This is a genomic window from Pantoea sp. EKM20T, from assembly GCF_011800485.1.
Classification (GTDB): domain Bacteria; phylum Pseudomonadota; class Gammaproteobacteria; order Enterobacterales; family Enterobacteriaceae; genus Pantoea; species Pantoea agglomerans.
Map to the genome: position 1 here is coordinate 311,144 of NZ_JAALFW010000005.1, position 25,827 is coordinate 336,970.

Annotated in this window: 22 protein-coding genes and 2 pseudogenes; 9 read left to right on the forward strand and 15 right to left on the reverse strand. The window is 55.5% G+C overall.

What is annotated here, in order from left to right:
* Window position 1: 1 nt before the first annotated feature.
* Window positions 2-278: pseudogene (locus HFD94_RS11750) on the forward strand (type II toxin-antitoxin system RelE/ParE family toxin).
* A 138-nt stretch (window positions 279-416) separates the two neighbouring features.
* On the opposite strand, the gene HFD94_RS11755 reads toward HFD94_RS11750, so the two are convergent.
* The 10 genes and pseudogenes from HFD94_RS11755 to HFD94_RS11795 all read right to left on the reverse strand — a co-directional run bounded on the left by HFD94_RS11755 (window position 417) and on the right by HFD94_RS11795 (window position 10,922).
* Complete coding sequence (locus HFD94_RS11755) at window positions 417-1,277, reverse strand: ketose-bisphosphate aldolase (RefSeq protein WP_060681657.1); 861 nt, start codon at window positions 1,275-1,277, stop codon at window positions 417-419.
* Between the two features lie 14 nt (window positions 1,278-1,291).
* A complete protein-coding gene (locus HFD94_RS11760) occupies window positions 1,292-2,707 on the reverse strand; it encodes a PTS fructose transporter subunit IIC (protein WP_167433158.1) in 1,416 nt (471 codons plus the stop codon).
* A 107-nt stretch (window positions 2,708-2,814) separates the two neighbouring features.
* A complete protein-coding gene (locus tag HFD94_RS11765; RefSeq protein WP_010251532.1) occupies window positions 2,815-3,288 on the reverse strand; it encodes a PTS sugar transporter subunit IIA in 474 nt (157 codons plus the stop codon).
* 18 nt (window positions 3,289-3,306) lie between these two features.
* Complete coding sequence (locus tag HFD94_RS11770) at window positions 3,307-4,512, reverse strand: PRD domain-containing protein (protein WP_229518688.1); 1,206 nt, start codon at window positions 4,510-4,512, stop codon at window positions 3,307-3,309.
* A gap of 126 nt (window positions 4,513-4,638) precedes the next feature.
* Window positions 4,639-4,824: pseudogene (locus HFD94_RS23120) on the reverse strand (HTH domain-containing protein); the annotation flags it as partial.
* Between the two features lie 276 nt (window positions 4,825-5,100).
* Window positions 5,101-6,492, reverse strand: coding sequence for a hexose-6-phosphate:phosphate antiporter (uhpT, locus tag HFD94_RS11775; protein WP_010251526.1), 1,392 nt, complete (start codon window positions 6,490-6,492; stop codon window positions 5,101-5,103).
* A gap of 152 nt (window positions 6,493-6,644) precedes the next feature.
* The gene (locus tag HFD94_RS11780) at window positions 6,645-7,973 is read right to left on the reverse strand and encodes an MFS transporter (protein ID WP_167433159.1); all 1,329 of its coding nucleotides are present in this window, start codon (window positions 7,971-7,973) and stop codon (window positions 6,645-6,647) included.
* Window positions 7,974-7,982: 9 nt separating this feature from the next.
* Window positions 7,983-9,482 (reverse strand): signal transduction histidine-protein kinase/phosphatase UhpB, encoded by a 1,500-nt coding sequence (gene uhpB, locus HFD94_RS11785; protein ID WP_167433160.1) that lies wholly within the window; start codon window positions 9,480-9,482, stop codon window positions 7,983-7,985.
* The gene (gene uhpA, locus HFD94_RS11790) at window positions 9,479-10,072 is read right to left on the reverse strand and encodes a transcriptional regulator UhpA (protein WP_010251517.1); all 594 of its coding nucleotides are present in this window, start codon (window positions 10,070-10,072) and stop codon (window positions 9,479-9,481) included. The genes uhpB and uhpA overlap by 4 nt, the downstream gene beginning before the upstream one ends.
* Window positions 10,073-10,253: 181 nt before the next feature.
* Window positions 10,254-10,922, reverse strand: coding sequence for a YecA family protein (locus tag HFD94_RS11795; protein WP_010671734.1), 669 nt, complete (start codon window positions 10,920-10,922; stop codon window positions 10,254-10,256).
* Between the two features lie 240 nt (window positions 10,923-11,162).
* Here HFD94_RS11795 and HFD94_RS11800 point away from each other — a divergent pair, with 240 nt between their 5' ends.
* The 3 genes from HFD94_RS11800 to HFD94_RS11810 all read left to right on the forward strand — a co-directional run bounded on the left by HFD94_RS11800 (window position 11,163) and on the right by HFD94_RS11810 (window position 14,003).
* Entirely contained in the window at window positions 11,163-12,416 is a 1,254-nt protein-coding gene (locus HFD94_RS11800) for a serine hydrolase (RefSeq protein ID WP_167433161.1), read from the forward strand.
* Window positions 12,417-12,548: 132 nt separating this feature from the next.
* Window positions 12,549-13,055 carry an RcnB family protein gene (locus HFD94_RS11805; RefSeq protein ID WP_022625353.1) on the forward strand — a complete coding sequence of 169 codons (507 nt, stop codon included), beginning with the start codon at window positions 12,549-12,551 and terminating at the stop codon, window positions 13,053-13,055.
* 234 nt (window positions 13,056-13,289) lie between these two features.
* Window positions 13,290-14,003, forward strand: a complete 714-nt coding sequence (locus tag HFD94_RS11810; RefSeq protein WP_064690547.1) for a GNAT family N-acetyltransferase — start codon at window positions 13,290-13,292, stop codon at window positions 14,001-14,003.
* 16 nt (window positions 14,004-14,019) lie between these two features.
* On the opposite strand, the gene HFD94_RS11815 is transcribed toward HFD94_RS11810, so the two are convergent.
* The 3 genes from HFD94_RS11815 to HFD94_RS11825 form a co-directional block, all read right to left on the reverse strand.
* Window positions 14,020-14,523, reverse strand: a complete 504-nt coding sequence (locus HFD94_RS11815) for a hypothetical protein (protein WP_122889252.1) — start codon at window positions 14,521-14,523, stop codon at window positions 14,020-14,022.
* Between the two features lie 218 nt (window positions 14,524-14,741).
* Complete coding sequence (opgB, locus tag HFD94_RS11820) at window positions 14,742-17,033, reverse strand: phosphatidylglycerol--membrane-oligosaccharide glycerophosphotransferase (RefSeq protein WP_033770928.1); 2,292 nt, start codon at window positions 17,031-17,033, stop codon at window positions 14,742-14,744.
* Between the two features lie 221 nt (window positions 17,034-17,254).
* Complete coding sequence (locus HFD94_RS11825) at window positions 17,255-17,644, reverse strand: tautomerase family protein (RefSeq protein ID WP_010251498.1); 390 nt, start codon at window positions 17,642-17,644, stop codon at window positions 17,255-17,257.
* 102 nt (window positions 17,645-17,746) lie between these two features.
* Between HFD94_RS11825 and HFD94_RS11830 the strand changes: the two genes are divergently transcribed.
* On the forward strand, window positions 17,747-18,664 hold the full coding sequence (locus HFD94_RS11830; RefSeq protein ID WP_122889253.1) for a LysR family transcriptional regulator: 918 nt from the start codon (window positions 17,747-17,749) through the stop codon (window positions 18,662-18,664).
* On the opposite strand, the gene HFD94_RS11835 is transcribed toward HFD94_RS11830, so the two are convergent.
* Window positions 18,641-19,654 (reverse strand): glycosyltransferase family 32 protein, encoded by a 1,014-nt coding sequence (locus HFD94_RS11835; protein ID WP_122889254.1) that lies wholly within the window; start codon window positions 19,652-19,654, stop codon window positions 18,641-18,643. The genes HFD94_RS11830 and HFD94_RS11835 overlap by 24 nt on opposite strands.
* Window positions 19,655-20,158: 504 nt before the next feature.
* Here HFD94_RS11835 and HFD94_RS11840 point away from each other — a divergent pair.
* Entirely contained in the window at window positions 20,159-21,124 is a 966-nt protein-coding gene (locus tag HFD94_RS11840; protein ID WP_033769593.1) for a hypothetical protein, read from the forward strand.
* Here the strand turns inward: HFD94_RS11840 and HFD94_RS11845 are convergent.
* Window positions 21,106-21,660 carry a histidine phosphatase family protein gene (locus HFD94_RS11845; RefSeq protein ID WP_010671720.1) on the reverse strand — a complete coding sequence of 185 codons (555 nt, stop codon included), beginning with the start codon at window positions 21,658-21,660 and terminating at the stop codon, window positions 21,106-21,108. The two genes, HFD94_RS11840 and HFD94_RS11845, sit on opposite strands and share 19 nt — an antisense overlap.
* 580 nt (window positions 21,661-22,240) lie before the next feature.
* Here HFD94_RS11845 and HFD94_RS11850 point away from each other — a divergent pair.
* From HFD94_RS11850 to HFD94_RS11860, 3 genes are all read left to right on the forward strand, one after another.
* A complete protein-coding gene (locus HFD94_RS11850; RefSeq protein ID WP_010251485.1) occupies window positions 22,241-23,629 on the forward strand; it encodes an MFS transporter in 1,389 nt (462 codons plus the stop codon).
* A gap of 86 nt (window positions 23,630-23,715) precedes the next feature.
* Complete coding sequence (locus tag HFD94_RS11855; RefSeq protein ID WP_167433162.1) at window positions 23,716-24,738, forward strand: LacI family DNA-binding transcriptional regulator; 1,023 nt, start codon at window positions 23,716-23,718, stop codon at window positions 24,736-24,738.
* 11 nt (window positions 24,739-24,749) lie between these two features.
* Window positions 24,750-25,736, forward strand: a complete 987-nt coding sequence (locus tag HFD94_RS11860) for a nucleoside hydrolase (protein WP_033759807.1) — start codon at window positions 24,750-24,752, stop codon at window positions 25,734-25,736.
* The last annotated feature ends 91 nt before the right edge of the window (window positions 25,737-25,827 follow it).

Consider the following 25,827-nt stretch of genomic DNA (forward strand, 5'->3'; position numbering starts at 1 on the left):
AATGGAAATTTACTGGACGGCTTAAAGCTCAGGATGACCTGGAACGCATCTACCGTTTTGCTCTTCAGTACAGCCGCCAGCATGCTGATGATGTCTTAGACCGCCTGATAACCGGCAGTGCTGGCCTCAAGGCACACCCAGCAATCGGCATACAGCAGGTTCGATATGAACCTCGGGAAGTTCGAAAGGTGATACTGGATGACTACGAGATTCACTACGAACTTCGTGATAATGCCATCTACATCGTGGATCTCTGGCATACAAAAGAAGAGCGATGAGCAGATCTCTTTTCATTGATGGCTGTTGCTTACTGACCTGATACTTATTTAAAGCTCACTTCTCAAAACCCAAAAAAGACACCGATCCATCAGTGCCTTTCCCATACTCAACTCGCAACCAATCCCCCCACCAACCCCTTACCGATACAACGCCGCTTTCCCCACCGAACTAAACAGCGCCATCTTCGCCGCGACCACTTCACTCGCCGCCTGCATCGGTTTAACAAAGAGGGAATTAGGCTCGTGACTCCCAAGCTTCAGTTCCTGCTCCAGCGCCACGAAGAACGCCTTCTTCATATCACTGGAGATATTGATTTTACCGACGCCATAACGGATCGATTCCGCGACCTCGCTGTCTTTGTTGCCCGAACCGCCATGCAGCACCAGCGGGATATCAACCACCTTACGGATCTGCTGCAGGCGCTCGATATCCAGCTTCGGCTGCTTCCCTTTGGGATAGAGGCCATGCGAAGTGCCGATGGCGACCGCCAGCGTGTCGGTGCCGGTCTCGCGCACAAAGGTCTCGGCCTGCTGCGGATCGGTATAGAGAATCTCGTTACTGCCGCCTTCGCCGCTGCCTTCCGCCACACCGATGGTGCCCAGCTCCGCTTCCACAGAGACATTAATCGTGTGCGCTATCTCGACAATCTTCTTCGTCAGCGCAATGTTCTGCTCAAAAGGATGAGAAGAGGCATCAATCATTACCGAGGTAAAACCGGCGTAGATCGCTTTCATCACCTCTTCCAGCGAGCGGCCATGGTCCAGATGGATCACCACCGGCACGCGCGCCTGAATCGCCAGCGTCCGCAGATAGCCGATAAATTCCGGGCCGGTAAAGGCCATCTCTTCAGGATGGATCTCCAGAATCAGCGGTGAATCCAGTCTCTCGGCAGTCTCAACCGCCACACGTCCAAACTCCGCGCTGGCGATGTTAAACGCGCCAACGCCAAACTGATGCTGTCGGGCAACGCTGAGCAGATCTTTCATGTTGTAAAGCATAGGTTTTATCCTTGTTATGCAGGAACGGAGATATCTTTTTTCAGGAACAGCAGGATCAGCGCTGTCAGCAAACTGCCTGCGGCAATCGCAAACAGATAACCCATGACATTGCTGATCACGTTAGGAATGAAGATGACGAAAATGCCGCCGTGCGGAGCGCGGGAAGCACAGCCCAGCATCATTGACAGGGCGCCCGCTAATCCGGAGCCCGCCACGATGGCCGGGATGACGCGCAGCGGATCGGCGACCGCGTATGGGATCGCGCCTTCGGTAATAAATGACAGACCGAGGATGTAGGTGACCTTGCCGGTCTCGCGCTCCTGCTCGGTAAATTTGCGGCGGAAGAGGGTGGTTGCCAGCGCGATGCCCAGTGGTGGCACCATGCCCGCCGCCATACAGGCGGCAATCGGCCCGTAGACCCCGCTCGACATCAGGCCAATCGCAAACATACAGACGGTTTTATTCAGCGGGCCACCCATATCAAAGGCCACCATCATGCCGAACAGCAGGCCGAGAATGGCCGCATTGGTGTTACCCAGCGAACTGAGGAAGTCGGTCAGCCAGCCGAGCAGCATTTTGATCGGCTCACCAATCAGCAGCGCCATTAGTGCGCCGGTCAGCAGCACGCTTAACAGAGGCACGATTAAAATAGGTTTCAGTCCGGCGACCGCTTTGGGCAGATGGATATGGTTATTGATCAGCAGCGTGATGTATCCGGCCAGGAAGCCGGCAATCAGCGCGCCGAGAAAGCCGGAGCCGGTGTGGATCGCCATCATCCCACCCACGGCGCCCGCCACGATGCCCGCTTTGCCGCTGACAGACTGGCTGATCCCCAGCGCCAGAATCGGTAGCATCAGGGCAAAGGCCGAACCGCCACCGATGTCAGAGAGCATCTTCGCTATCGGGCTGAAATTAGCGTCCCCTGGTGTGGCCGCCGTAATCCCGAATGAAAAACTCAGTGCGATCAGAATGCCGCCCGCCACCACAAACGGGATCATCAGGTTCACGCCGGTGATCAGGTGCACATAAATCTCTGAAATCCAGGAACGGGAACCGGACGCCTCACGGGCACTGTTAGCCGGTTCAGATGCACTGGCCTGCGGCGCAGCGTCTACCAGCCTCGGAGCCAGTTCGCCGTTAACAATGGCGTTTAACAGGCCTTCAGCGTCCTTCGCGGCACGGGTAACGGGCACCTCAATCACGTTTTTATGCTGGAAGCGTGCCATCTCAACTTTTTTATCTGCGGCGATTAACACGACGTCCGCCCGATGAATATCGTCTTCGCTGAAAATATATTCGCTTTCAATCGCGCCCTGGGTTTCAACTAATACATTCAGGCCCAGTTTTTTAGCCGCTTTTTTTAAATTACTTTCGGCAAGGTAGGTGTGGGCGACACCTGTAGGACAGGCGGTAATGGCAATAATGTTCATAAATGTTCTCCAGTGAAAATTTTATATTTATGTTTTTCGGTCTGAAGGGATGGCTACAACCTGGAATACCTCCTTTATTTTTTAATTCATGCTGCTCTCCGGTTTATTCAGGCTCCCGATCGGGATAACAGTAAATGAAACATCTCTTCGCGATGCGGGACATTAAGTAATTGCTCGACAACATCCTCATCGCCTAACGCAATGGATATTTTGGCGAGCATTTTGATATGGCCCACATCTTTATCGGACTCTTTTACTGCGAACAGAATAACCAGCCGGACTTTAGTGCCGTCGATGGTCTCCCACGGAATATCCTGGCGTAAACGACCCACGGCAATGCGGGTTTTGGCGACGGCCGCAGATTTACCGTGCGGAATAGCAATATGATTTTCAAATCCGGTGGAGCCTAATTCCTCACGCAGATAAACATCTTTAAGGAAAGCGACTTTATCGGTGACGGCCCCGGTCTGGCAGAGCAGGTCGGTCAGTTGAGAAATAATCTGCTCTTTGGTCTGGCAATCGACATCGAGAATAATGCACTCTTCTTTTAATACTTCGTTAATAGCCACGGCTGTCGTCATTTTGCTTCTCCATTATCATTAATTAATCGAATTCGATACCAGACATTCTGTTACCCGTGCGATATCTTTCGCCGAGAACAGGGCCGAGACATACACCACCGGTTTTTCCAGCGGTTCCAGCCGGATGGTGGAAATCACCACGTCACACTCATGTCGTTTCAGGGAGTCAGCGATATTTTTCCCTGGCACGATGTCGATAATCTTCCAGTCGGGAAAGGCGCGGATAATCCGTCCGTAAAGCAGCTGCGAGGTGCCCAGACCGCTGGAGCAGACCAGCAAGACCCGTTTTACCTTGATGCTGTTTTCGATGGCTGCCTGAATATGCACCGTCAGATAAGCCACCTCATCGTCACTGATTTCATCCAGGCTGTACTCCTGCGTCAGCTGGCTGATTACCGCTTTAACGGCGGCGAACACCGTACCCAGCTCGGTCTGGATATCATGCAGCAGCGGATTTTTAATCCGAATGTGATATCTGAGGCGGTTCAGCATCGGCTTGATATGCGAGGACAATGACGCCTGCAGGTTCTGGTCGGTGGTGATTTCAATGTTGATGCGCTGCGCCACCCGGGCGATCAGCGCCTCAGCAAAGCGGGTTTCACGTTCCGAAATCAGCGAGTCATCGTGCTGTGGTGACTCACCACCCGCCTTACCGGAGGAGACCAGATACTGATAGATGGAGTGAGACTCCTCGGCCACCAGTACCGTGTTGTAGGCGGTCTCAATGCGCTCTATCACCGCCAGTGACACCTGCCAGGCGTGATGGTCGCTGACCCGGTTCATCGACACCGCGCGGGCGTCGGTCCTGTGCATCGGCGAGTGACTGCGGTGGATCAGCACCAGAATATGCGTAAATAAATTGATGTAGTAAGGATCGCTTATCGTATATTGCAGTTGCTGTTCAATAAAATTAATTAATTGCAGGGTAAAATGGACAGCCTGCTGACCAAACTTCTCTGAAAGCTCCTGCAGCGTGCTTTCATCCAGACGGCTTTCCATCATGTCCTGACGGTTATAAATCGATTTTAACACCAGCGCTTTCATCGCCATGCGAATATTATGGTCACTGCCTTTTATGCTGGTTCCGACACGGCTTTTTAATAAGGTTAAATCAAACTGATGTAACCATGCTTCTAATGTTTTTAAATCATTCACTATCGAGGCGCGGCTGATAAAATATTTATCCGCCAGTTCACTGATGGAGGAACTTTTTGGTGAAAGCATTAATAAATCCGATGCTATTTTCAGCATCCTGAAGTTGCTGCTGAAATCATCCACCTCGACAGAGAAAATCCGGCGCGCGGCTATTTCCGACTGCGCATCAGCGAATTTAATTGTGATCCCTCTCCCACTTTTTCCGCTGAGATTGATTCCCTGGTCAGAAAGTTTTTCGTTAATGTCTGCAATATCGCGGCGTAGAGTTCTGGGTGTAATAGACGTTTTTTCTGAAATAGCGTGCAGGCTCACATAACTGTTATGAGAAATAAGCTGTCGCATAATCGTCAGTTGCCGTTCAGTCAGCGCCTTCATCATCATCAGGTTCCGCTTAATCTGTTATTCGCCTTGTCAGTTATCATCTAAGCAAAGGCACTATGCCATGTAAATATTAAAACATGGCCACAACCTGGAGGTCAGGCTGACCACCTGACAGTGAATTTCTTAAATAATCGGGGACGAGGTGAAAGAATAAGTGAAAGGGGATGGGAGGGTTTGGCGGGCTGACTGGCAGTGATCAGATTGGTGGGGCTACATCAATGGCTGAGGGCAGAACCTGGCGGGAAAGCCCGGCTTACGCCGGGCCAGATTTTATCTTTACGCCATCTTCAAACGCTGTAGCCGTTTCTCGCGGCGAATCTTACGCTCTTCCATCACCGCAACCAGCGCCATCAGGCAGATACAGGCGATGGCGGCGGCATCCAGTGCGGCAAAGGTGCCCGCCCAGCCGGTCAGGCCAAATATCGGCGTGCCGTCGGCAATCATGCCCAGGCCCAGTTTGGCGAAGCTGTCACCAATCAGATAGGCGAAAGTGCCTTTGATACCATCCGCTGCGCCAATCGCTTTTTTCGGCACAAAGCCGACCGCGGCGACGCCGATTAACAGCTGCGGGCCAAAGACCAGGAAGCCCAGGGCGAACAGCGACGCCAGATAGACATACTGGTTGCTGGCATGCTGATAGATCCCGAGCGTGGCAATAATCAGCGCTAACGCGACGCAGGCGACCAGCGCACGGCGGCCATTGGCCAGATCGGATAACCAGCCCCACATCAGTGTGCCCACCAGTGCGCCGACTTCAAACAGGGTAAAGCCCTGAATCGCCACCTCTTTAGAGAGCTTCAGCTCCTGGAAGGCGTAAACCGTTGACCACTGATCGATCCCGATGCGCACCACATAGAGGAAGATGTTGGCGAAGCAGAGCAGCCAGATCACCTTGTTCTTCAGTACGTACTCGACAAAGATCTGCCATTTGGTCATCGACTCATCTTCAGCTTCTTTGTCCTCATCGCTCAGCTCTTCGTCAAACAGCTCTTCGGCCTTGCCCAGGCCATAAGACTCCGGAGAGTCGCTGCCGTAGCGCAGGCCGATAAAACCAACAATCAGCGCGATAATAGACGGGAAGATAAACATCCCAATTACGTGGCCGTTGAACAGCACATTGGCGCCAAACAGCGCAACGCCCGCCGCACCGGCACCGCCGAGGTTGTGGGAGATATTCCACATGCCAAGATAAGTACCCCGTTTGCGGCGCGGCGTCCATTTGGTGATGGTGGAGTAACTACAGGAGCCGCCGGTACTCTGGAAGAATCCGCTTAAGGCATAGAAGGCGATCATCAGGAACAGGCTGACGGATCCGGTGCCCATGCTGGCGCTGAAACCCAGCATACAGATGGCCGAGAGGATCAGCATAAACGGCAGGAACTGCTTGGTGTTTTTGCCGTCAGCATAATAGGAGACCAGGGTTTTACCGACGCCATAGGTGATGGAGAAGCCCAGACCGATCATCCCCAGCTGCGTCATGCTCAGTCCGTAGGTGGTGATCATATCGTTCTGCGCGATATTGAAGTTTTTGCGGATCAGATACATGGTCAGGTAGCCGATAAAGACCACCAGATAGGACTGCATAAACGGCTTGAACCACATCTTGCGCCGCAGTTCGATGGGCAGATCCAGCGTCGGTCTGCGCACCTGTTTGAGGAATGCCAGCATGGAAGGGGATTCTCCTGGTTGGAATAGCTGCAATAGGCAGCGAATGGCTGGCATTGTAAAAACCTGCCGCCAGACTGGCCTGAGACAGCATCCAGGCGAAACCAGGAAAATTTCTTAGTTTTGCCCCACTCGGGGCAAAAAGGAGAGGCGTATCACGCTTCAGGCAGGGGCCGCGGTGCCTGAGCATTTAAAAACGGCAGCAGCAGCAGGGCGGATATCCCCGCCGCCGTGGCAATCACCGCAAAGAAGCCGCTCCAGTGCCAGACGTCGATAACCCACGCCAGCGGCCAGCCGGAGAGTGACGCGCCAAGATAGGCGAAAAGGCCGACGAAGCCGGTTGCCGCGCCTGCCGCATCTTTATGGGAACACTCGGCTGCCGCCATGCCGATCAGCATCTGCGGGCCAAAGACAAAGAAACCGGTAGTAAAAAAGCAGGCTGCCTGCATCACATAACTGGTAAAGGGCATCAGCCACAGTGAGCCGACGGAAAGCAAAATCCCGGCTGCAAAAATCAGGTTCATCGGGCCACGGTTGCCGTTAAACAGCTTGTCCGAGCCCCAGCCCGCGACCAGTGCGCCTATCACACCGCCCAGCTCAAACAGGGTGATTACCGAGTTGGCCGTGACCAGATCTACCCCCAGCGTGTCGGAGATGTAGAGATTTCCCCAGTCATTGAGCGCCGCGCGAACCACATAGACCAGCACGTAACACAACGACAGCAGCCAGATATAGGGGTTGAATAGCACGTAGCGGGTCAGGATCGCTTTGCGACTCAGACCTGCGCCTTCCTGCTGCTGCGCCATCTCCATCTCATCCTGTCGCCAGTCGCCTACCGCGGGCAGGCCGACAGTCTGAGGCCGGTCGCGCAGACGCCAGCAGAGAAACAGTCCGGCGAGAATCGCTAAACCGCCCGCAATCATCATTCCGATTCGCCAGCCATAGTGCAGCGCCACTGCGCCGATAACGATCGGGATAACCGCACCGCCAACGTTGTGCGCGGTGTTCCATAATGCCCACCAGCCGCCGCGCTCGTTACGTGAATACCAACTGGTCAGCAGGCGCGCGCAGACCGGCGCGCCCCAGCCCTGGAAAAAGGCGTTGATGGTCCACAGCAGCGCAAAGGCCCACAGTGAGGTCGAGAAGCCAAACAGGATATTGACCACGCCGGTAGCGATCAGCCCCAGCCCCATAAAGTAACGGGCGTTGGAGCGGTCACTGACGATGCCGGAGAAGAACTTCGACAGGCCGTAGGTGATGTAAAATAGCGTCGCCAGCAGGCCGATATCGGTGCGCATCATCACGCCGCTGGCGATCACTTCCGGCGCTGCCGCGTTGAAGCTTTTGCGGGTAAAGTAGAACAGGGCATAGCCGATCCAGATGGTCGACATGATGTGCCGTCGCCAGTAGCGATAGCGGCTGTCAATCTCACTTTTGTCCTGCAGCGGAGCGGCGTTAGCGGGCGTTTTCAGAAAGTTAAACACGGTGGTTCCTCAGGCCATACGCAGCGGCAGATGCACGCTGACGCGGGTTCCATGGGTGCAGGAGATAGTCAGCGATCCGCCCAGCGCACTCACGCGTTCGCGCATCCCGACCAGACCAAAGCTCTGCTGACCGGAACCTGGCGGCAGACCGCAGCCATCATCTTCAATCACCAGCAAAACGCGACCATTCTGTTGCCAGCCTTTGAGCATCACGGCGCTGGCGCTGGCGTGTTTCACAATGTTGTTCAGCCCCTCCTGACAGACGCGAAACAGCGTGACGCGCTGCGCTTCGCTCAGCAGCGTCTCATCAATACGCCACTCAAGGTGACTGACGATGCCGCAATCCTCCAGCTCCATCTCACGCATCAGGGAGCGAACTGCCTGTTCAAGTGACAGGTCATCTAGCTGACGGGGTCGCAGACGTCCCAGCAGTCGCCGCACTGAATCGTAGACGCCAAGAGAGAGCTGCTCAATATGGACGCCGCTCTGGATCACCCGGCCATTCTCCGGCGCCAGGCGCTGCACAATGCCCGCCTGGGTGCGGATTGCCGTAATCGTCTGACCGATATCATCGTGCAGTTCGCGTGCCACCTCCTGGCGCACGTTCTCTTCTGTCTCGACCAGCCGTTCCGCCAGGCGTCGGTTGCGTGCCAGCTCACTCTGCAGCGACTGATTCAGCTCGCGCAGCCGCTGAATACCGGCACCCAGCAGCAGGCCGGTCAGGCTTTGTGCCAGTAGCGAAAGCAGAAGATCGACCGGATGATCGTGCCAGGTCTGGCTGGCGATCAGCGCGATTGCGTTCATCAGCGTCGCGATCAGCGCACCCTGCCAGCCGTAGTGCCAGGCCAGCGCAATAATCGGCAGCGCCAGACAGAATGGCGTAAAGCGCGACAGTTCAGCGGGCAGGCCAAGCTGCAACCACAGACTGATGACAAACAGCAGCAGATACCAGATAAGATGCCGGGCGCGCCAGTTGACCGGTTGCGAGACCAGCGCCGGTCCCAGCGGCTGCCAGCGGGTGCTGGTGAGGTAGTGCCAGATGACCAGGCAGGTCGGGGCCAGCGTCAGACCACCGGTGAGCGTCAACAGCAGGGCGTTCAGCATCTCCTGCTGTCCCGCCCACGCCAGGGACTGCAGCAGCGCTGCGGCGATCAGAGCCGCGCCCTGGCTCAGCAGCGTGCGCCAGTCACGCTGATGGCGGTAATGGGAGATCAGCGCCACCGGCAGCAGCGTCAGTACACTGCCCGCCATTAACAGCGGCAGATGCGCCAGCGCGACCACCTTCGCCAGCCAGATCAGCATGATCCACTCAGCTGCCAGCAACACCGGCCAGTAAGTGCGTGGACATTGCAGCATCAGCCCCAGACGCAGGCCAAACGGGAATAGCAGCACCGCCAGCTCCGGGCGTTCCACCAGGTGCAGGCTGATACTCCACAGGCAGAACCAGGCCGCCGAGAAGATGAAAAAGCTGGCGACAATGGAGATCAGCCGCGAAACACAGGGGCTCATTGCCAGCCATCAAACATGCGGCGCGCCAGCTCCACATCATTGCTGACGCCGAGCTTCTCCATCAGATTCGCGCGGTGGACATGTACGGTTTTCGGTGACAGCGCCAGCTCAACGGCAATTTCCTTTACCGCCATGCCCTGTGACAGTTTTTCCGCCACCTGACGTTCGCGTCGGGTCAGCGGGTCCTGCCGACCAGCGGCCAGCTTGATCGCAATCTCTGGTGTCAGATAACAGCCGCCTGTGGAGACCGTGCGCACCGCCGCGATCAGTTCATCGGGACGACAGCGTTTAGAGAGGAATCCACGCGCACCGGCATTAAGCGCCTGCTCCACCAGGGCCGGACTGTCATGGACTGACAGCATGATGGTGGCCAGGCCCGTCGGCAGCTTGCTCAGCAACTCCAGACCGGAGAGATCCGGCATCGAAATATCGCAGATACAGACCTGAACGCCCCGGCCCGGTAAACCTGCCAGCGCCTCACGGCCAGAACCAAATTCCGCTACGACCTGGAAATCCGATTCCAGGCCCAGCAACTGGGCAAAGCCGGAGCGGACGATAAGGTGATCGTCAATAAGCGCGATGGTGATCATGTTTATTCCTGGCGGGTAAAATCGCGCTTACCTTAGCGATAAGCACGAAGCTGTTCAAGTCGTGAGCAGTCTATTCAGGTCAGGGAGTGGGTAGAATGATGCAGGTCAAACTGTCGTGGATCGTGAGAGAAGCATGCCGGGCTGAATCGCCGCCCGGCAGATCGTGAGGCTAAGGAGCCGATCAGTGCAGACAGCACTGCTTATATTTTTTGCCGCTGCCGCACGGGCAGGGATCGTTGCGGCCGGGCAGTTTCTCTGCCGCGACAGGCTTCTGGGGAACGGGGATCGCTTCTGGCTGGGAGATCCAGTGATCGTGCAGCGCCAGCGCAGCAGGACGTATAGCTTCAATGCTGGCTTCCATCTCGTCCGGCGTCATGGCATCGATCTTTTCAAGATTCTCTTCCACGCCGTGCAGAGCGATGGCGTCCAGCGCGGGTTGCAGGTCCTGCGGCAGGGCAGTCCAGTCGGTCAGCGCGACACCGCGCATGTAGCCGAAGCACCACTCTTCCACCACGGTAAATTCCAGACCTTCCATTTCACGGATGCCAAAAAGCGGTTCGAACTGCTCAGGGAATTCAGATAAGCGGTCAGCCACATCATTCATATGCTGGAAGCAAAGCGACATAAAGCGCGTCATTTCACGCTCGTTGCTCCATTTTGGGATCTGCTTCTCGCCACCCCACAGTGCCACCAGCCACTGGCTTGGCTCGACGGTGACGGGACCGGAGAGTACGGCAGTCAGCAGGCCGTCGAGCTCGGAGACATCAATAATCGATGCTTCGCTGCCATATTTTTCCAGCATATCTTCCAGCCATTGCAGCTCTTTTTCGGACAGTGGGCCTTCTTTCATGCGGTTGCCTCCCGGGCATTTCAAAAATTTCAGCGGCGTTGAGCCTTAAAACCGCAGCAGTGTACACCCTTGTGGACTGCAACACAGCTAACCCTGTTCGGGCATGCTGCGGTGATTAAACCGCGTTTAGCACCACTTTCATCCCGTTGTGCAGGCGATAGCCCACAGCACTTTATGGTACATTTTTGCGCTCCAGCCAGACAGTTGCGTGTTAAATAATAATAAGTTAATGATTAATATATGAAAAATGGATTTACTGGCAGGCCGGCTGTTGCAGTCTCCCTTGCACGGCTGACCCCTGGCGGCCAGTGGATCAGCAGATTAATGACGCGATTCATGCCAGCCTTTATCTTCCTGCTGGCGGGATGTGGAACCCTGTCGCAAACCTCCGCCCCGGTGGGCGACCGCGTTTATCTGACACACGCCACCTTTCATGAAAATGTCGACGACATCGTGCAGCATTACATGCAACAGAAGCAGGTTCCCGGCATCAGCATTGCGGTCATTCATCGCGGTGGCCCGACCCGCTATTACTCTTTTGGCGTCACCGATCGTGTGCATCGCTATCCGATCACGCCCGATACCCTGTTTGCGCTGGGATCGCTGAGTAAAGGCGTGACGGCAGAAGTGATTATCCAGCTGGTTGATCAGGGTAAGCTGCGCTGGAGCGATACACTGGCCGATCTTCTGCCGGAAGGCGTTCGCCTCAGCGCTGACGCGCAGCGCATCACGCTGCTGCAGCTGGTAACGCACACCTCGGGTCTGCCGCGACAGGATATGGATCTGACGATGCTGCAGCAGTTCGTACGTTATCTGGACACCGGCGAGAACTTCTATGGCAATCTTGATAGCGACAAGCTGCTGAGTTATCTGGCGGACTTCTCTGCACCTGCGGTACGCATGCCACACTACTCCAACCTCGGCTATGCGCTGCTCGGTTATATCTTGCGCACGCGTTTTCATCAGGACATTCAGACGCTGGCGTCGCAGCTTATCTTCACACCGTTAAAGATGAACCAAAGCAGTTTTGTACCGGAAACGCTGGCGGGCTATCCGCTGCGTGCGCTGGGCCATGCAGGCGATCAGCCGAAATTTATTCGCCGCGGCACGCTGACGCCTGACTGGCATTTTCACGGCAACATGGTGGCCGCGGCCAGTCTCTACAGTAATGCGCGCGATCTGAGTGTTTATTTGCGCGCACATCTCAGCGCTACCGGTGATGCTGCGCGGGACCGGGCTTTCGCGGCGGTAGATCAGGCGTGGTATCAGCAGGGCGCGCAGGCGCAGAATATCGCCTGGGTGACCGACACTTTCGAAGGGCAGCAGATCACCTATCAGGTGGGCTATATCGGCGGCTATGCCAGTTTTATCGGCTACGATAAACGTAACGGCAATGCGATTGTGGTGCTGCAGAACGGCTTTAACTGGAGTAACTATTTAGGCATTGCGTTGTTGGTCGATCTGGCAACTCAGGATAAAGTGGTCGGACAGTGATCCGCTACCTGGCCTGTGTGCAGTAAAGTGAATAGCGCTGTTTTTCCTTACACATAGCGTCAGTGCGCCGGAACTGAAGTGCGATAAACATTGTCTTTAGCCTGACTGTCAAAATTCAACGTGGAAATCATTATGCGCAGGACTCAACGTGTACTTTTATCAATGGGATTACTGGTTGGCTCGCTGAGCCTGATCCCCGCTGTACAAGCCGCTGGCGAAGCAACGGATACCGTTCCGCCACCGCCGCAGATTCAGCCTGCTAATCCGGATGCGCAGCCCGCTACGCCTGATACGGGCAGCGTTCAGCCGGATGCCGGTGCCGCGCAAAGCCAGGCGCCGACCAGCTCACAATCTAATGATGGTATTACGCCGACCACGCCAGCACCTTCCAACGGCGCGCACCCTAATTACGACCTCAGCACCATCATCATCGACTACAAACAGTATCAAATCGGTGACACAGTGCCAGAGAAGTACACCGATAAAACGTACACCATCAATGAGTGGCAAAAGCGTAATCTGCCTGCTCCGCAGGAAAACACCCACTGGGCCTATATCAACGCCAATTACATTCTTATTACTAATGACACCGGCAAAATCGTCATGGGTAAATCGGGCGATATCTTCTTCCGCGGTTAAAATAAGCGCGGTTAAAATCAGCCGGTCGTGATGACCGGCTTTTTTTTAGCTCCCAGCAGAAATTTCACCTGCCCGCCGCGATTGTTCCTGCTCTGCCTCTCCTACGACTCCTCATGTGATGCTTCAACAGCCGCCATCGGCCTGCGCCGGAATAACCCTTTTCTAATAATCCAGGTGCATAATCCGCCAGCATCGTGGCAATCTACTGACCTCTATCTGTAGCCAGGAGACAACATGTCACAACATACCAATCAGTTCGGACAGCCGGTCGGTGAGCCAATGCCAGACTGGCAGCCCCGACCTCTGCCCCAGCATCAGGTTTTTACTGGCGAAGTTTGTCGGCTGGAGCCGTTCAGTGTGGCGCGTCATGCTGAGGCACTGTTTGAGGCATGGGCGCTGGCTGAAGATGGGCGTGACTGGACTTACCTGCCTGCCGGTCCCTTTACCGAACGTCCGGCATGGCAGGCGTATGCCGCACAGCTTGAAATGAGTCGTGATCCGCTGCATTTTGCCGTGATCGATCTCGCCACCGACCAGGCAGTAGGCAGCCTGTCGTTAATGCGCATCCAGCCGGAACATGGCGTGATGGAAGTCGGGCATGTCATGTTTTCGGCCCGGCTGAAGCAGACCCGCATGGCAACGGAGGCGCATTTCCTGCTGATGCGTTACGCCTTTGAGACGCTGGGTTATCGCCGCTATGAATGGAAATGCGATAGCTGTAATGCCCCTTCCCGTAAGGCAGCGGCACGTCTCGGTTTTCGTTATGAAGGCGATTTCCGTCAGGCAATCATCTACAAAGGGCGTTCACGTGACACCAGCTGGTTCTCGCTTATCGATAGCGAATGGCCGCAGGTGAAAAAGGGCCTGAAGCGCTGGCTGGCGGAGGAGAACTTTACCGCCGACGGTCAGCAGCGCGAAAAGCTGGAGGCGCTGCGCGACAGACTCTGACCGGGTGATAACGGGATCACATTACAATATCTTTCAGGACCGCCGCCAGCAGGGTGGTGGTCATGAGAATAGATAACCGTTTGATCCAGCGCATATCGGTGGTCAGAGTAACAACGTCATTTCTGAGGCTGTCCACAGCCGAAGTTAATCGGAAATTCATTTCACTGAGAGCGACATCCAGCTTATCCACCTTGGCTTCTAACTGATTAAAACGGATGGCCAGTTTGTCCGTTTTTCTTTCAACATGGCCAAGCCGCTCGTCTATCTGATGTACTTTTGTTGTGAGCTGACCAAGCTGCCCATCTATCTGATCGACTTTGGTTGTAAGCTGGCCGAGCCGAATGTCTATATGGTTGGCTTTGGTCTGAATCTGACCGAGTTGCTTTCCAATCTGTCCGCCTGGCTGCCTCTGCTGCATATCAGTAAACACCTCCACCATCGCCTCCGCTTGCTGATCGTCGATCCCTGCCTGTTGCAGCGCTTTAAAGGCTTTGTGGGTACTCATCATTGTGCTTGTCATCACGACACCTCCCTGTGCACTTCAGCGATAACGGCATCATGACAGGCAAAAGACGTATCGCCACTAAGCCGGTTATATTTTGCGCGTCTCGCCGAAAAATATCAATTAGTACAACAAGTAACGTGCAGCAGAGTGCGGGCTGTCTCGCAACATTTAGCTGATGGCAGGATGAGGCGACTCTGCGGAAATCCGCAGAGTCGGAAAGAGAAAAGCGGGCGTCAGGGCTGTGGCACGATTTTAATTTCAACCATGCCGATGCCCAGTTTGCGCGGATCCTGACCGGTGATATTGCCGGTGTTACTCAGCTGCGGTTCAGGCGGTGCAATAACCAGACGATGGCTGGCGCCTGGGTTATCAAAATGCAGGGTATGTGTCGATATCTCTTCACTCAGTGACAGCAGTTGCTGCTGATCGCCGACCCGCACCGGAATCGCCCGGTGCGCGTTGGGGCCATACGCACGCGCGGTGATCACCAGATCGAACTTCGCGGGCAGCGCATCGATATAGTCGATATGAACCTCGGGCGCGAGATTAGCGTTAGACCAGCGTCCCCAGCTCTCTGGCCGTGAGATGCCGCTGAAGCTTTTAACACTCTCCGGTGCGCCAGGCACGTCAAGCCTGAAGCTATCGGCGCTGTAGCGAATGTTGTTATCTTCAATACGGATCTGCGCGAGGTTCTGCTGGTAACGCGCATCGCTGATAGCGCCCTCGGGGAAACGGACTTTGCCTTTCCACTGCGGTTTGTCGACATGCGTCACCGACGGCGTGCCGCCGAGCTGTCCCATCGCCACACAGAGATCGCCGGAGAGTGCCAGCGAAGGCTGCCAGAGTCGCGCCATTTTAAAACAGCGATCCACCCAGAGGAATTTATCGGCTGAGGCGAAATCCGCCAGCTGATAGCGCAGCGGTGCCGAATATTCCCCCTCCGGCATCGGCTCAACGTGCTTATCACTGATGCGGAACAGAATCGGCAATTTGAAGGTGGTCCCCGAGAAGCTGAAGATATTCTTCGCCTGATCCACCGTGAAGTTGTCTATCTTCTTCGGGAAGTTCCACAGCTGGATAATGTCGGGCTTCCAGCTCGCCACCTTACTCTTCATATCGTCGAACTGGGTGGAGAGTGAAAGCGATGAGAGGCTGCTGCGGCCCAGGCCAATCGCGTTATCGCCGCCGAGAATATCGAGCAGCGTGGCGCCGTTATCCAGCGTGCTGCGCTTCGCCTCCATCAATTCCGCCTGCGGCTTGTCACCACGGATCACCATGAAAAGATTGCGACGAGGCTGTTTGACCAGCCACGGATGCGCAGTGTTGTTCATCGCCAGATGATCCGAGCTCACCACAATCACGGTGTTTTTGAACCACGGCGACGCTTTAATGCGCGCAATCAGGCGCGCCACATGCTCCTGCGAGCAGGCGACCGCACTGAATGACTGATTCGGTTTGCCCTCAATGCTGTAGCTCCTGCGATCGCAGCTGCGTGAGATAAATCCGTCAGGATGATGGGTGTCGACGGTCAGCGTAAACAGCGCAAAAGGTTTACCGGCCTGAGAGAGTTCCTGATACTTCTCAAACACCTCATCCATTACCGTATCGTCGTAATAACCCCAGTTATTACGGTAGGTGGGATCGGCGACGCGGCTTTTCAGCTCCTGCGAACCATAAAGGTTAGCGGGATCAAAACCGTGTGATTTCAGGAAGACATCTTTCCCGGCGAAACGCAGATCGGCACCCTGAATAAACCAGTTCTGGTAGCCGGAGTTTTTCAGGATGTCGCCCAGACAGACGTTCTGAGGATAGAAGCTGGAGAGCGACGCGGACGCATTGCCATCAAATGGGGCAAACAGCGGAATGCCACACTGTGAGGCGACCATGCCCGCAATGGTGTAATCGGTACCTGGCAGCTGTTCGGTTTCGCTGAAGTCGATGCTCTGCTCTTTCTGCCGGCTCAGTTCCGGCGCTAAGCCGGGAAAGGCGATAGGGTCAAAATAGGTGCGCTCTAAGCTTTCACCATAGATATAAACCACGTTGAGGTGCGGCTGTTCAATGCGATTACGCGGCACTTTATAGAAGTTGTCGAAGTCAGAATCTGCCAGTTGGGTATGCGACACAATCAGGGTCGCGACCTGGCGAAAGGCCGGGGTGGTCTGCACCGAGCCGAGTGCACAGGCGGCGGCCAGCAGCGACCAGCCCATGTGATGCGGACGCTTACGCCGCCGCAGAATCCACGACAGCAGGCAGAACAGCAGAAACAGCACGATGATCAGGCCAATCGCGGGCACCACATATTTACTGACGCCCGCGCCGGTCAGGCTATTGGTCAGGGTATAAAGCACCGCATCGTTGATGCCGTCACCGGTAAAATAGTTGCTGGCATAGAGGGTGGCGTTCAGCACAACGAAAAGTACCAGCAGAATAAGAACGACAATAAACCAGAATTTGTTACGCCCGGCTTTACAGGAATAGATTGCAATAGCGGCCAGAAACAACGCGACGGACACCAATTCGGACAACGGCAAATCCTCTCTTCAGGGCTACGCGAGGCTTCACGCAACCGGCCACCTTCGGGGGATGGTTTTTCGACAATCTATATTGGCTGTAATCCGGCTGCAACATATCCGGCCCGATTTGTGCGGTGAAGAGCAGATTGGTTTATTGTCATTTCAGAAGTGAGGTTATCAGGCGTGACGGTGGCTGGCGCGCACCGTCAGCAGAGCAGAAGTCAGGGCGATTTTCAGAGTTTGCCGGTGAGATATTGTGCTTCGCCGTCGGCAAAACTCCAGTCACCTTTGTCATTGGTGATAAAGCTGATCATTAAATCGTTGCCCTGCACACCACAATGCTCACGCAGCTCACGCGCCAGCTCGGCCATAAACAGCTGTTTCTGTTCACTGCTGCGTGGGCTGGTATAGACCCGCACCATCACCAGATTATCGCTACGACTGAATCCCAGTCCGGTATCCTGGAACACCATCTGATAGCGCTTGTTTTCCTGAACAATCTGGTAGCGATCGCGTTCCGGCACCTTAAAGGCCGTGAGCACGGCGCGGTGTGCCGCATCCAGCAGTGTACGAAGCTCTGATTCTGAACGACCCTGGATAACATCAAATTGCAGCAGTGGCATAGCGGATTCCTCCCGGTGATTAAGAACCCTATGGTGACCCCTTTATCCGGCGGGAAAAAGCGCGTAGCCTGAAATGATTATTCACTATAGTGAACAATCAAGATGAAAGAGATGAAAACGGATACGCTGTGGGATCATCTGCACTGGCTGACCGTACTGGCAGAGCAGGGCAGTTTTACCCGCGCGGCAGAGCGGCTCGACGTCAGCAAGGCGGCGATGAGTCAGAAAATCAAAGAGCTGGAGGAGATGGCCGGTGTGTTGCTGGTACAACGCACTACGCGCAGCGTGCGGCTGACCTCTGCCGGTGAGAAGCTGGTGGAGGAGCTACGCGAGCCTTTTGCCCGCATCGAACAGAGTTTTTTCAGCGTGCGGGACACCGCCGGGCCGGTGCGTGGCCTGGTGCGCATTACCGCACCGGTGGCGTTTGCCCGTCAGCAACTGGTGCCGATTATCGGTGAGTTTCTGCGTGATTATCCGCAGGTGCGTCTGCAACTGGATGTGACTGACCGCATTGTGTCGCTGAGCAGCGAGGGATTTGATCTGGCCATTCGACACAGCGACACCCTGCCGGAAACCCACGTGGCACTGCCGCTGTGTGACACGCGGACATTACTGGTGGCATCACCCGCCTATCTCAACGAACAGGGGATACCGCAGTCGCCGCAGGATCTGGCGCAGCATAACTGCCTTTACTATCCACGCGGCGTCGAATCACCGCGCTGGCGATTTACCACCTCCGCGGATAGCGAACAGGTCCAGATACGGATTCAGGGCTGCTTTGCCACTAACAACAGCGAGTCGATACGCGATGCGGCCCTGCAGGGGTTAGGGATCGCTATGCTGCCCGATTTCAGCGCCCGGGAGGCGCTGGCAGCAGGGTCATTGCAGCAGGTGTTGCCTGCGTGGCAGCCGGTTGAGGCCTTTGCCGCCCGCCTGTGGATCGTACGACCCTGGGCGGCGCAGGTGCCCCGCGCGGTCACCACGTTTACACACTGGCTACGCGCGCGCTTTGACCGTTGAAGGCAATGCCAGCGCAGGTGGCGTGGTGTGCATCATCTCGCCAATCAGGCTGCTGCGGTTATATAAACCAAGCCGCAGATTGAAGTCGAGATGCAGCCGCTCGTTGCCGGTTAATTTTATAATGGGTGGCGGCGTCTGTGGCCGCTGCTGAAACATCACAGACTGCGCAAAGGCGCTGCTGCTGTCGGCATGCAGGCGCTGATAGAACCAGGCGCTGGCTTCACTTTTACGCAGATAGAGATTCGCCCGCCGGTATTCCCGCATCGCAACCTGCTGCGCCAGCGACAGGAGCTGACGAGACGGATTCTCCATATTCTGCACAATCAGCGGAAAATCATCACGCTTCTTCAGCTCATGGAAATAGTTGCGGATACCGACGTTTTTAACCGGCGCCAGCTGTTTCAGCCATTCGCGGATAAACGGATTTTGCGGGGCGGCAGCAAGAAACCAGCTCTCGGTGACCGGCGCAAGCAGATTCAGCGTCGATTGCTCACCATAGTAACCAATGAGATCCATTGACCGTGCTTCGTGAACGCGATGCACCCAGGCGAGATTCTCAAACAGCAATGTGCTGCAATCGATGCCGATGCCGCCATAACGGTGAATCAGCTCAAGCCGGATGATTTCACTTTTATGTGCCAGCGTCAGATCGGAAGAGATAAAGTTAAGATCGGGCAGCCATTGCGACAGGGTGCGCTGCGTAATCAGATAAACCTGGTGGTCGGGGTTGTCCCGCCGGATTTTACTGATATTCAGCGCCATTGAGGCAGGCAGGTGATCGTTATGCCAGACCATCCAGACGATTTTTGGAATCTCCGGCAGATCTTTCTGCTGTGCGATCAATACGACATTATCTTCCTGACCCGGATCATATTCCGGTGCCTGACAGAGTCTCTGCTGTTTTCTATTCCATAACATCTGGCTACTGAACGATATTCTTTTCCAGTTACGCCAGATTTTATGCGCTGGACGTTGGCGATGTGAAGTCATGGTACACCTGTTATTTTTATTTTCCCGTCATAGTGCAGGCTCTGCCCGTTCCGCCAACGGCGGGAACGGCCGACATTGCAAACTGGCTGCAATCCCGATGAGTGCGGGAATTAATGAATAGTTTTCCCTGGTGGCGACGCAGTGCTGGAGCGCGCGATAGTTTCCTCACGGCTGTTTAATTGCACTGCACCTTTTTAATAAAACATTATTTAAACATTAGCTATGTCTTTTTTTGACTTTAGGATAATACGGAAATAATCCGGTCACGTTATGAAAATAATAATGTCGTCACTGTTAATCATTTATTTAAATGCGGGAATAAACGCAGTTAAGGAATATCTGAATATTATTCTTAACCTGCGCATTATCCTGCGGCCCGGGCCACAGGAACAGTGGCTATTGTACTTAACTGGTGGTGTAAGCCCGGCTCATCAATCCGCGGAATCAGACAGCCTGAAGAGGATTGTCTACGCTTAAGAAGAACTTACTGAGAAAGGAGCGCGCATGCAGAGTGAATCTTACGGGTTACTGGCGGTTGATAAGCAGGGCAATCGCGTCCTGTTTCTTAATCCGGAAACCTTCGCGGTCGAGCGGGAACTGAACGCTTTTCCACCGCGGCCGCATGAACTCCTGATGCTGGCCCCCTGGGGTAAAGCCTATGTACCCATTTTTGGCGACGGCGTTCATGGTAATAACCCGCATCCGGGTCACAAAGTGGCGATTATCGATTTACAGCGTCGGGAGATCAGCGGCTTTATCGATCTGTCGCCGCTGCGGGCACCCCACAGCGGGCAGCTGGGCCGCGATGGCAAAGTCTATCTCTGCTGTGAGCAGAGTGCCGCAGTGGCGGTGATCGATCCGCAGAGCGACAAAGTGGAAAAAATCATTCCAATTCCTTCTCACAACGCGCATCGCCTGACGCTGTCACCCAGCGGCCGCAAGCTGTTCACCGATAACGAAGAGGATGCGACCATCACCGTGGTGGATCTCTGTGAAGCAGAGGGGCGGGTCATCGACACCATCCTGCTGCCCGGTCCGATTGCGGGCATCGCTGCCTCTCCGAAGCACCCCTATCTGGTCGCCAGCGCCGCTGATGCACCGTTGCTCTATGTGATCGATCGGCAAAGCCACCGCATTCGCCAGCGCCTGACGCTGCCGGGTCATGAGCGGCCCTGTCAGGTGGTACGCTTCAGCGCCGATGGCGAGCAGCTGGTGGCGATAGGGGATCAGGAACCGCTGGTGACGCTGTTTGACGATCTGCTGAATCCGCTGGGCGACATCCGGGTAGGTAACATGCCGATGGACGGCTGTTTTACGCCAGACAGGCAACAGCTGCTGATTGCCAATCAGGATGATGGCACGCTGAGCGTGATCGATCTGGCGCAGCGTAAAGTGATTGCTACGCCGCGTGTCGGAACGGGCTGTGAGGTGCTGGGTTATTTTCCAATCGGTCAGATAAACGGACGATGATAGATCGCGGAACTCCAGTGGCGGCTGCTGGCGTGCTTCTCCGCCTGCCAGCCGCGTTTACGTAATTCGCGCGCAATCATCTTGTTCATGATGCCGTGACCCAGCAGCAGCACCGTGCCATGCCGTGAGTGATCGATCAGCTTCTCTGCCGCCGCGGAGGCGCGGCTGCGCGCATGTTGCAGCGACTCCGCTTCACCCGCATACCCGCAGAACCACAATAGCCGCAACAGGGCCAGCCAGCACAGGGTAGGCAGCTGCACCGCGCCGGTTCGCAGCAGTGGCACGGCGACTTCGCTGAACACGGCATCAACCTCATGGGGCTGCAGACCGAGCTGGCTCAGGGAGGATTGCGCGCGGGGCAGGGGACTGCAGACAATAAACGTAGCCTGACGGGCAATTTCGATGCTGCGCGGCGGCGGTCCGTCACTAACCTGTGACAGATCGTAGGCTTCGCACCAGTCTGCCAGTGCCTGCACGCTCTGGCGACCCGCAGCCTGGTGGTCAGGTTTACCGTGTCGCATCAGGATAATTTTCATAGCATCTCTGTCCGCCCTTTTTGTCAGGGTAACGTATTGTCTGCGCTTACAGCGATTTTTCAGAATAAATACACCTGTCATCTCATGGTCACAGGCGTGTGCGACAACAGAGCCCGATGAAAGGATTTTAATTAGTCTTATAACGCTTAATCATAAGAGAAAATGGTAACTTATAGTCGATGGTAATTTTTTTCAGGCGATGTGTTGCGGGTAACTGGCTGAATTTGCGCTAAAAATGCGTGATGACGGGATGTGATAGTGAAGTTTTACTAATAATTTTCATCAGGATCTATTGATTTATCTACGCGCGTAGATACACTAGGTTCCCAGTGATTGCTCACGGTGCCCGATGCACAGTAGGCCCATCGATTGTTAAGTTACATTCGCTAAGTTTAAGCGACCGGTGAAAAATACACCGGCGAAATGGGGCGAAGAACAAGATTCCAACACCAGGGAATCCTTTAACCTTTCATCATGGTTAGTCAACTGAACGTCGTCACCGGGGAATTTCCGCTTTTATCAGGGAATCGACCCATGGACGGGCGTTTATCGATCTGCATACTCATTCAGGGATAGGGTTATGACGGCACACAACTCCGTTAATCAGCAGGCATCACTGTCATCCACTTCAGCCGCCGATGAGCGGTTTAACACCCCTTCAGGCCGCAAAGATTTCTGGCGCGCCACTTTCTCATGCTGGCTCGGAACGGCAATGGAGTACGCGGATTTCGCGCTCTATGGTCTGGCGGCCGGTATTATCTTCGGCGACGTCTTCTTTCCGGAATCAACCCCTGCCATGGCACTGCTCTCCAGCTTTGCTACCTGGTCAGTCGGCTTTGTTGCCCGGCCTATCGGCGCACTCTTTTTCGGCTGGCTCGGTGACCGCAAAGGCCGAAAGGTGGTGATGATCTCCACCATCATTCTGATGGGCGCTTCCACGACGTTGATCGGCTTAATCCCGAGCTATGCCTCTATTGGCGTCTGGGCTCCTGCCTGTCTGGTTCTGCTGCGCTTTACGCAGGGTTTCGGCGCTGGCGCGGAGTTATCGGGCGGCACGGTGATGCTGGGTGAATATGCGCCCACAGAGCGTCGCGGACTGATCTCCTCCGTGATCGCGCTGGGTTCTAACAGCGGCACACTGCTGGCTTCGCTGGTCTGGTTGCTGGTGGTACAAATGGATCAGCAGAGCCTGCTGGAGTGGGGCTGGCGTATTCCGTTCCTCAGCAGTGCACTGATTGCGCTGGTTGCCTTGTGGATTCGACGTCATCTGCGCGAAACGCCGGTGTTTGAGCGCAGAAAAGCGGAGATGGAAGCGGAACGCGCAGGCGTACTGGCCGCTCCGGTGGTGGATCAGCGGCCTTTCTTCCAGCGTACCCGTGCCTTCTGGACCATGGTTGGCCTGCGTATCGGCGAAAATGGCCCCTCCTATCTGGCGCAGGGCTTCATCGTCGGTTACGTCGCGAAGGTGCTGATGGTCGACAAGTCCGTACCAACCACTGCGGTGTTCCTCGCGTCGTTGCTGGGTTTCCTGATCATTCCTTTAGCGGGCTGGCTCTCTGACCGCTTTGGTCGCCGGGTGGTTTATCGCGTGTTCTGTCTGTTACTGATGTTCTACGCCTGGCCCGCCTTTACGCTGCTCGACACGCGTGAACCGATGCTGGTGATCCCGGTTATCGTGGTCGGTATGGCGCTGGCGTCGCTGGGTATTTTTGGTGTGCAGGCGGCATGGGGCGTGGAGATGTTCGGCGTTCATCATCGCTACACCAAAATGGCAGTGGCTAAAGAACTGGGTTCCATTTTGTCCGGCGGAACCGCACCACTTATTGCCGCTGCTATGCTTTCTTATACCGGTCACTGGTGGCCGATTGCGGTTTATTTCTCGGCGATGGCCGCAATTGGGTTCTTTACCACCTTTGTCGCGCCTGAAACGCGAGGGCGGGATCTCAATCTGCCTGAAGATGCCATCTAGCTTTGCCTGAGGATGCCATCTGCCAGGATAGCGCGAAAAGCAGCAGGCCGTGTAAAGCGGCCTGTTTTTTTATGGAGGAACGTGATGTGCCTAAGTCGTTAACGGGAAAAGTGACCCGCAGTGAAGTTGCGAAAGCGGCAGGCACCTCAGTGGCAGTTGTCAGTTATGTCATCAATAACGGGCCTCGTCCGGTCGCCGAGGCGACCCGTCAGCGGGTACTGGAGGCGATTAAAGCCACCGGTTACCGGCCAAATGCGGCAGCACGCGCACTGGCATCCGGCAACACCAAAACCTTCGGACTGGTGGTGCCCAACATCGGCAATCCTTTTGTGGCGTCAATGGCGCACGTGTTGTTGCAGGAGTCGATGAATCACGGCCACGTCATGCTGCTGGGTGATGCAGGTGATGACCGCAAGCGCGAACTGGAGTTAATTCAGGGACTGCTGAATCGGCAGGTCGATGGACTCTTTTACAACAGCGTCGATCGCCATCCTTACATTGACCTGATTAAAGCCAGCGGTACGCCACTGGTCATGCTGGAGCGGGTTGAGCCTCAGCCGGGCGTTAACATGCTGCGGGTCAATGAGCGTCAGGCCGCCTGGCAGGTGACGGCACATCTCTTGAGTCATGGTTATCAGCAGGTCGGCATAATCAGCGGCCCGGTCGATATGCTTAACGCGCAGGATCGTATTCAGGGCTGGCGTGATGCCATGCAGGATCGCGGGCTGCCGATTGATGAATCGCTGATGTTTCCCGCCAGCTACACCCCACAGGGCGGATACGCTGCGGCACAAACCATGATCGCCCGGGGTCGTGTGCCTCGTGCGCTGTTTACCAGCAACGAAGGTCAGGCGATTGGCGCGCTTCGCGCCTTTTCCGAACATCAGATTCGTGTGCCGCAGGATGTGGCGCTGGTCTGTTTTAACGGTACCAATCACTCGTCGTTTCACGTCCCGACATTAACGACCGTGCGCCAGCCACTGCGTGAGATGGCTCGCTCTGCGATTCATATGCTGAAAGAGGGACAGAGCGAAGCGCAATTAAGGGAGTTTCCACACTACCTTGAAATCGGTGAATCCTGCGGCTGTGAGCCGCAAAGCCAGAGTTAGCCTATAAAAATATGAAAAGAATTATTATTGACTGCGATCCCGGCAACGGTATCGCGGGTGCCAACACCGATGATGGGCTGGCGATTGCGCTGGCCTTAGCTTCACCTGCACTGTCGCTGGAATTGATCACCACCGTGGCCGGTAACACGCCATGTGAAGTCGGCGCGCGCGTCGCCAAAGATCTGATCGTCCGGCTGGGATTATCTATCCCGGTAATCCAGGGTGCGACGCAGGCGCTACAGGAAGATCCTGCGCCGTGGCGCGAGACGCTGGATAACCGGGTCAATCAGCTTGCACTGGGTAAGATGTGGCAGGGCGTGCGCCAGCCAGCGGATGTCGCGGCGGATGCGTTTGATGCTGCTGACGCTATCGGCAAACTGATTTGCGACAATCCGGGCGAGATTACCCTGGTGGCGATTGGCCCGCTGACGAATGTGGCGCTGGCAATGCAGCGCTATCCCGCCATGGCCGACGCTGTGGCAGAAATTGTCATCATGGGCGGCGTGTTTACGCTGGATGATTATATCAAAGATACCAATTTTGGACTGGATCCGGAAGCGGCCCATCAGGTGCTGCACAGTGGTGCAGCAGTAACGCTGGTTCCGATGGATGTCACCACGCAGACGCTGCTGACCCAGCAGGATTTGACCCGCCTGACCGCCGTCGATCATCCACTGACCGAATTTGTGCGCGACACGCTGCGTCCGTGGATCGACTATTCGATGGCGACCCGGCAGCTGGCGGGATGCTGGATCCACGATGCGCTGGTGGTCGCCTGGTTGCTGAATCAGCGGGTCGCTTCAGGCATCGATTACCGGGTGGATATCGAACTGCGTCCCGGTGCGACGCGCGGCAAAAGCTGGCGTTATCGTCAGCCCCTTCGGCTCACTGTCGGCGTGCCTGAGCAGTGCGGCGCATCGGTACATGTGCTGCATCGTGTCGATAACACGCTGCTGTTATCGATTATTGAACAGGCATTTAAGCGCCTGAAATCCTGATGTCGTGGGCGATTAACTCGCCCGCGTGCTGGCGGCAGCGGATCGGTTTCCAGAAGGGCGCGGTGGCCATCAAACGCTGACGGTATCCGTC

Coding starts and splice junctions, on each gene's coding strand:
- HFD94_RS11755 (WP_060681657.1), bottom strand. CDS start 1,277: ATGCTTTACAACATGAAAGATCTGCTCAGCGTTGCCCGACAGCATCAG.
- HFD94_RS11760 (WP_167433158.1), bottom strand. CDS start 2,707: ATGAACATTATTGCCATTACCGCCTGTCCTACAGGTGTCGCCCACACC.
- HFD94_RS11765 (WP_010251532.1), bottom strand. CDS start 3,288: ATGACGACAGCCGTGGCTATTAACGAAGTATTAAAAGAAGAGTGCATT.
- HFD94_RS11770 (WP_229518688.1), bottom strand. CDS start 4,512: ATGCTTTCACCAAAAAGTTCCTCCATCAGTGAACTGGCGGATAAATAT.
- uhpT (WP_010251526.1), bottom strand. CDS start 6,492: ATGCTGGCATTCCTCAAACAGGTGCGCAGACCGACGCTGGATCTGCCC.
- uhpB (WP_167433160.1), bottom strand. CDS start 9,482: ATGAGCCCCTGTGTTTCGCGGCTGATCTCCATTGTCGCCAGCTTTTTC.
- uhpA (WP_010251517.1), bottom strand. CDS start 10,072: ATGATCACCATCGCGCTTATTGACGATCACCTTATCGTCCGCTCCGGC.
- HFD94_RS11795 (WP_010671734.1), bottom strand. CDS start 10,922: ATGAAAGAAGGCCCACTGTCCGAAAAAGAGCTGCAATGGCTGGAAGAT.
- HFD94_RS11800 (WP_167433161.1), top strand. CDS start 11,163: ATGAAAAATGGATTTACTGGCAGGCCGGCTGTTGCAGTCTCCCTTGCA.
- HFD94_RS11805 (WP_022625353.1), top strand. CDS start 12,549: ATGCGCAGGACTCAACGTGTACTTTTATCAATGGGATTACTGGTTGGC.
- HFD94_RS11810 (WP_064690547.1), top strand. CDS start 13,290: ATGTCACAACATACCAATCAGTTCGGACAGCCGGTCGGTGAGCCAATG.
- HFD94_RS11815 (WP_122889252.1), bottom strand. CDS start 14,523: ATGACAAGCACAATGATGAGTACCCACAAAGCCTTTAAAGCGCTGCAA.
- HFD94_RS11825 (WP_010251498.1), bottom strand. CDS start 17,644: ATGCCACTGCTGCAATTTGATGTTATCCAGGGTCGTTCAGAATCAGAG.
- HFD94_RS11830 (WP_122889253.1), top strand. CDS start 17,747: ATGAAAGAGATGAAAACGGATACGCTGTGGGATCATCTGCACTGGCTG.
- HFD94_RS11835 (WP_122889254.1), bottom strand. CDS start 19,654: ATGACTTCACATCGCCAACGTCCAGCGCATAAAATCTGGCGTAACTGG.
- HFD94_RS11840 (WP_033769593.1), top strand. CDS start 20,159: ATGCAGAGTGAATCTTACGGGTTACTGGCGGTTGATAAGCAGGGCAAT.
- HFD94_RS11845 (WP_010671720.1), bottom strand. CDS start 21,660: ATGAAAATTATCCTGATGCGACACGGTAAACCTGACCACCAGGCTGCG.
- HFD94_RS11850 (WP_010251485.1), top strand. CDS start 22,241: ATGACGGCACACAACTCCGTTAATCAGCAGGCATCACTGTCATCCACT.
- HFD94_RS11860 (WP_033759807.1), top strand. CDS start 24,750: ATGAAAAGAATTATTATTGACTGCGATCCCGGCAACGGTATCGCGGGT.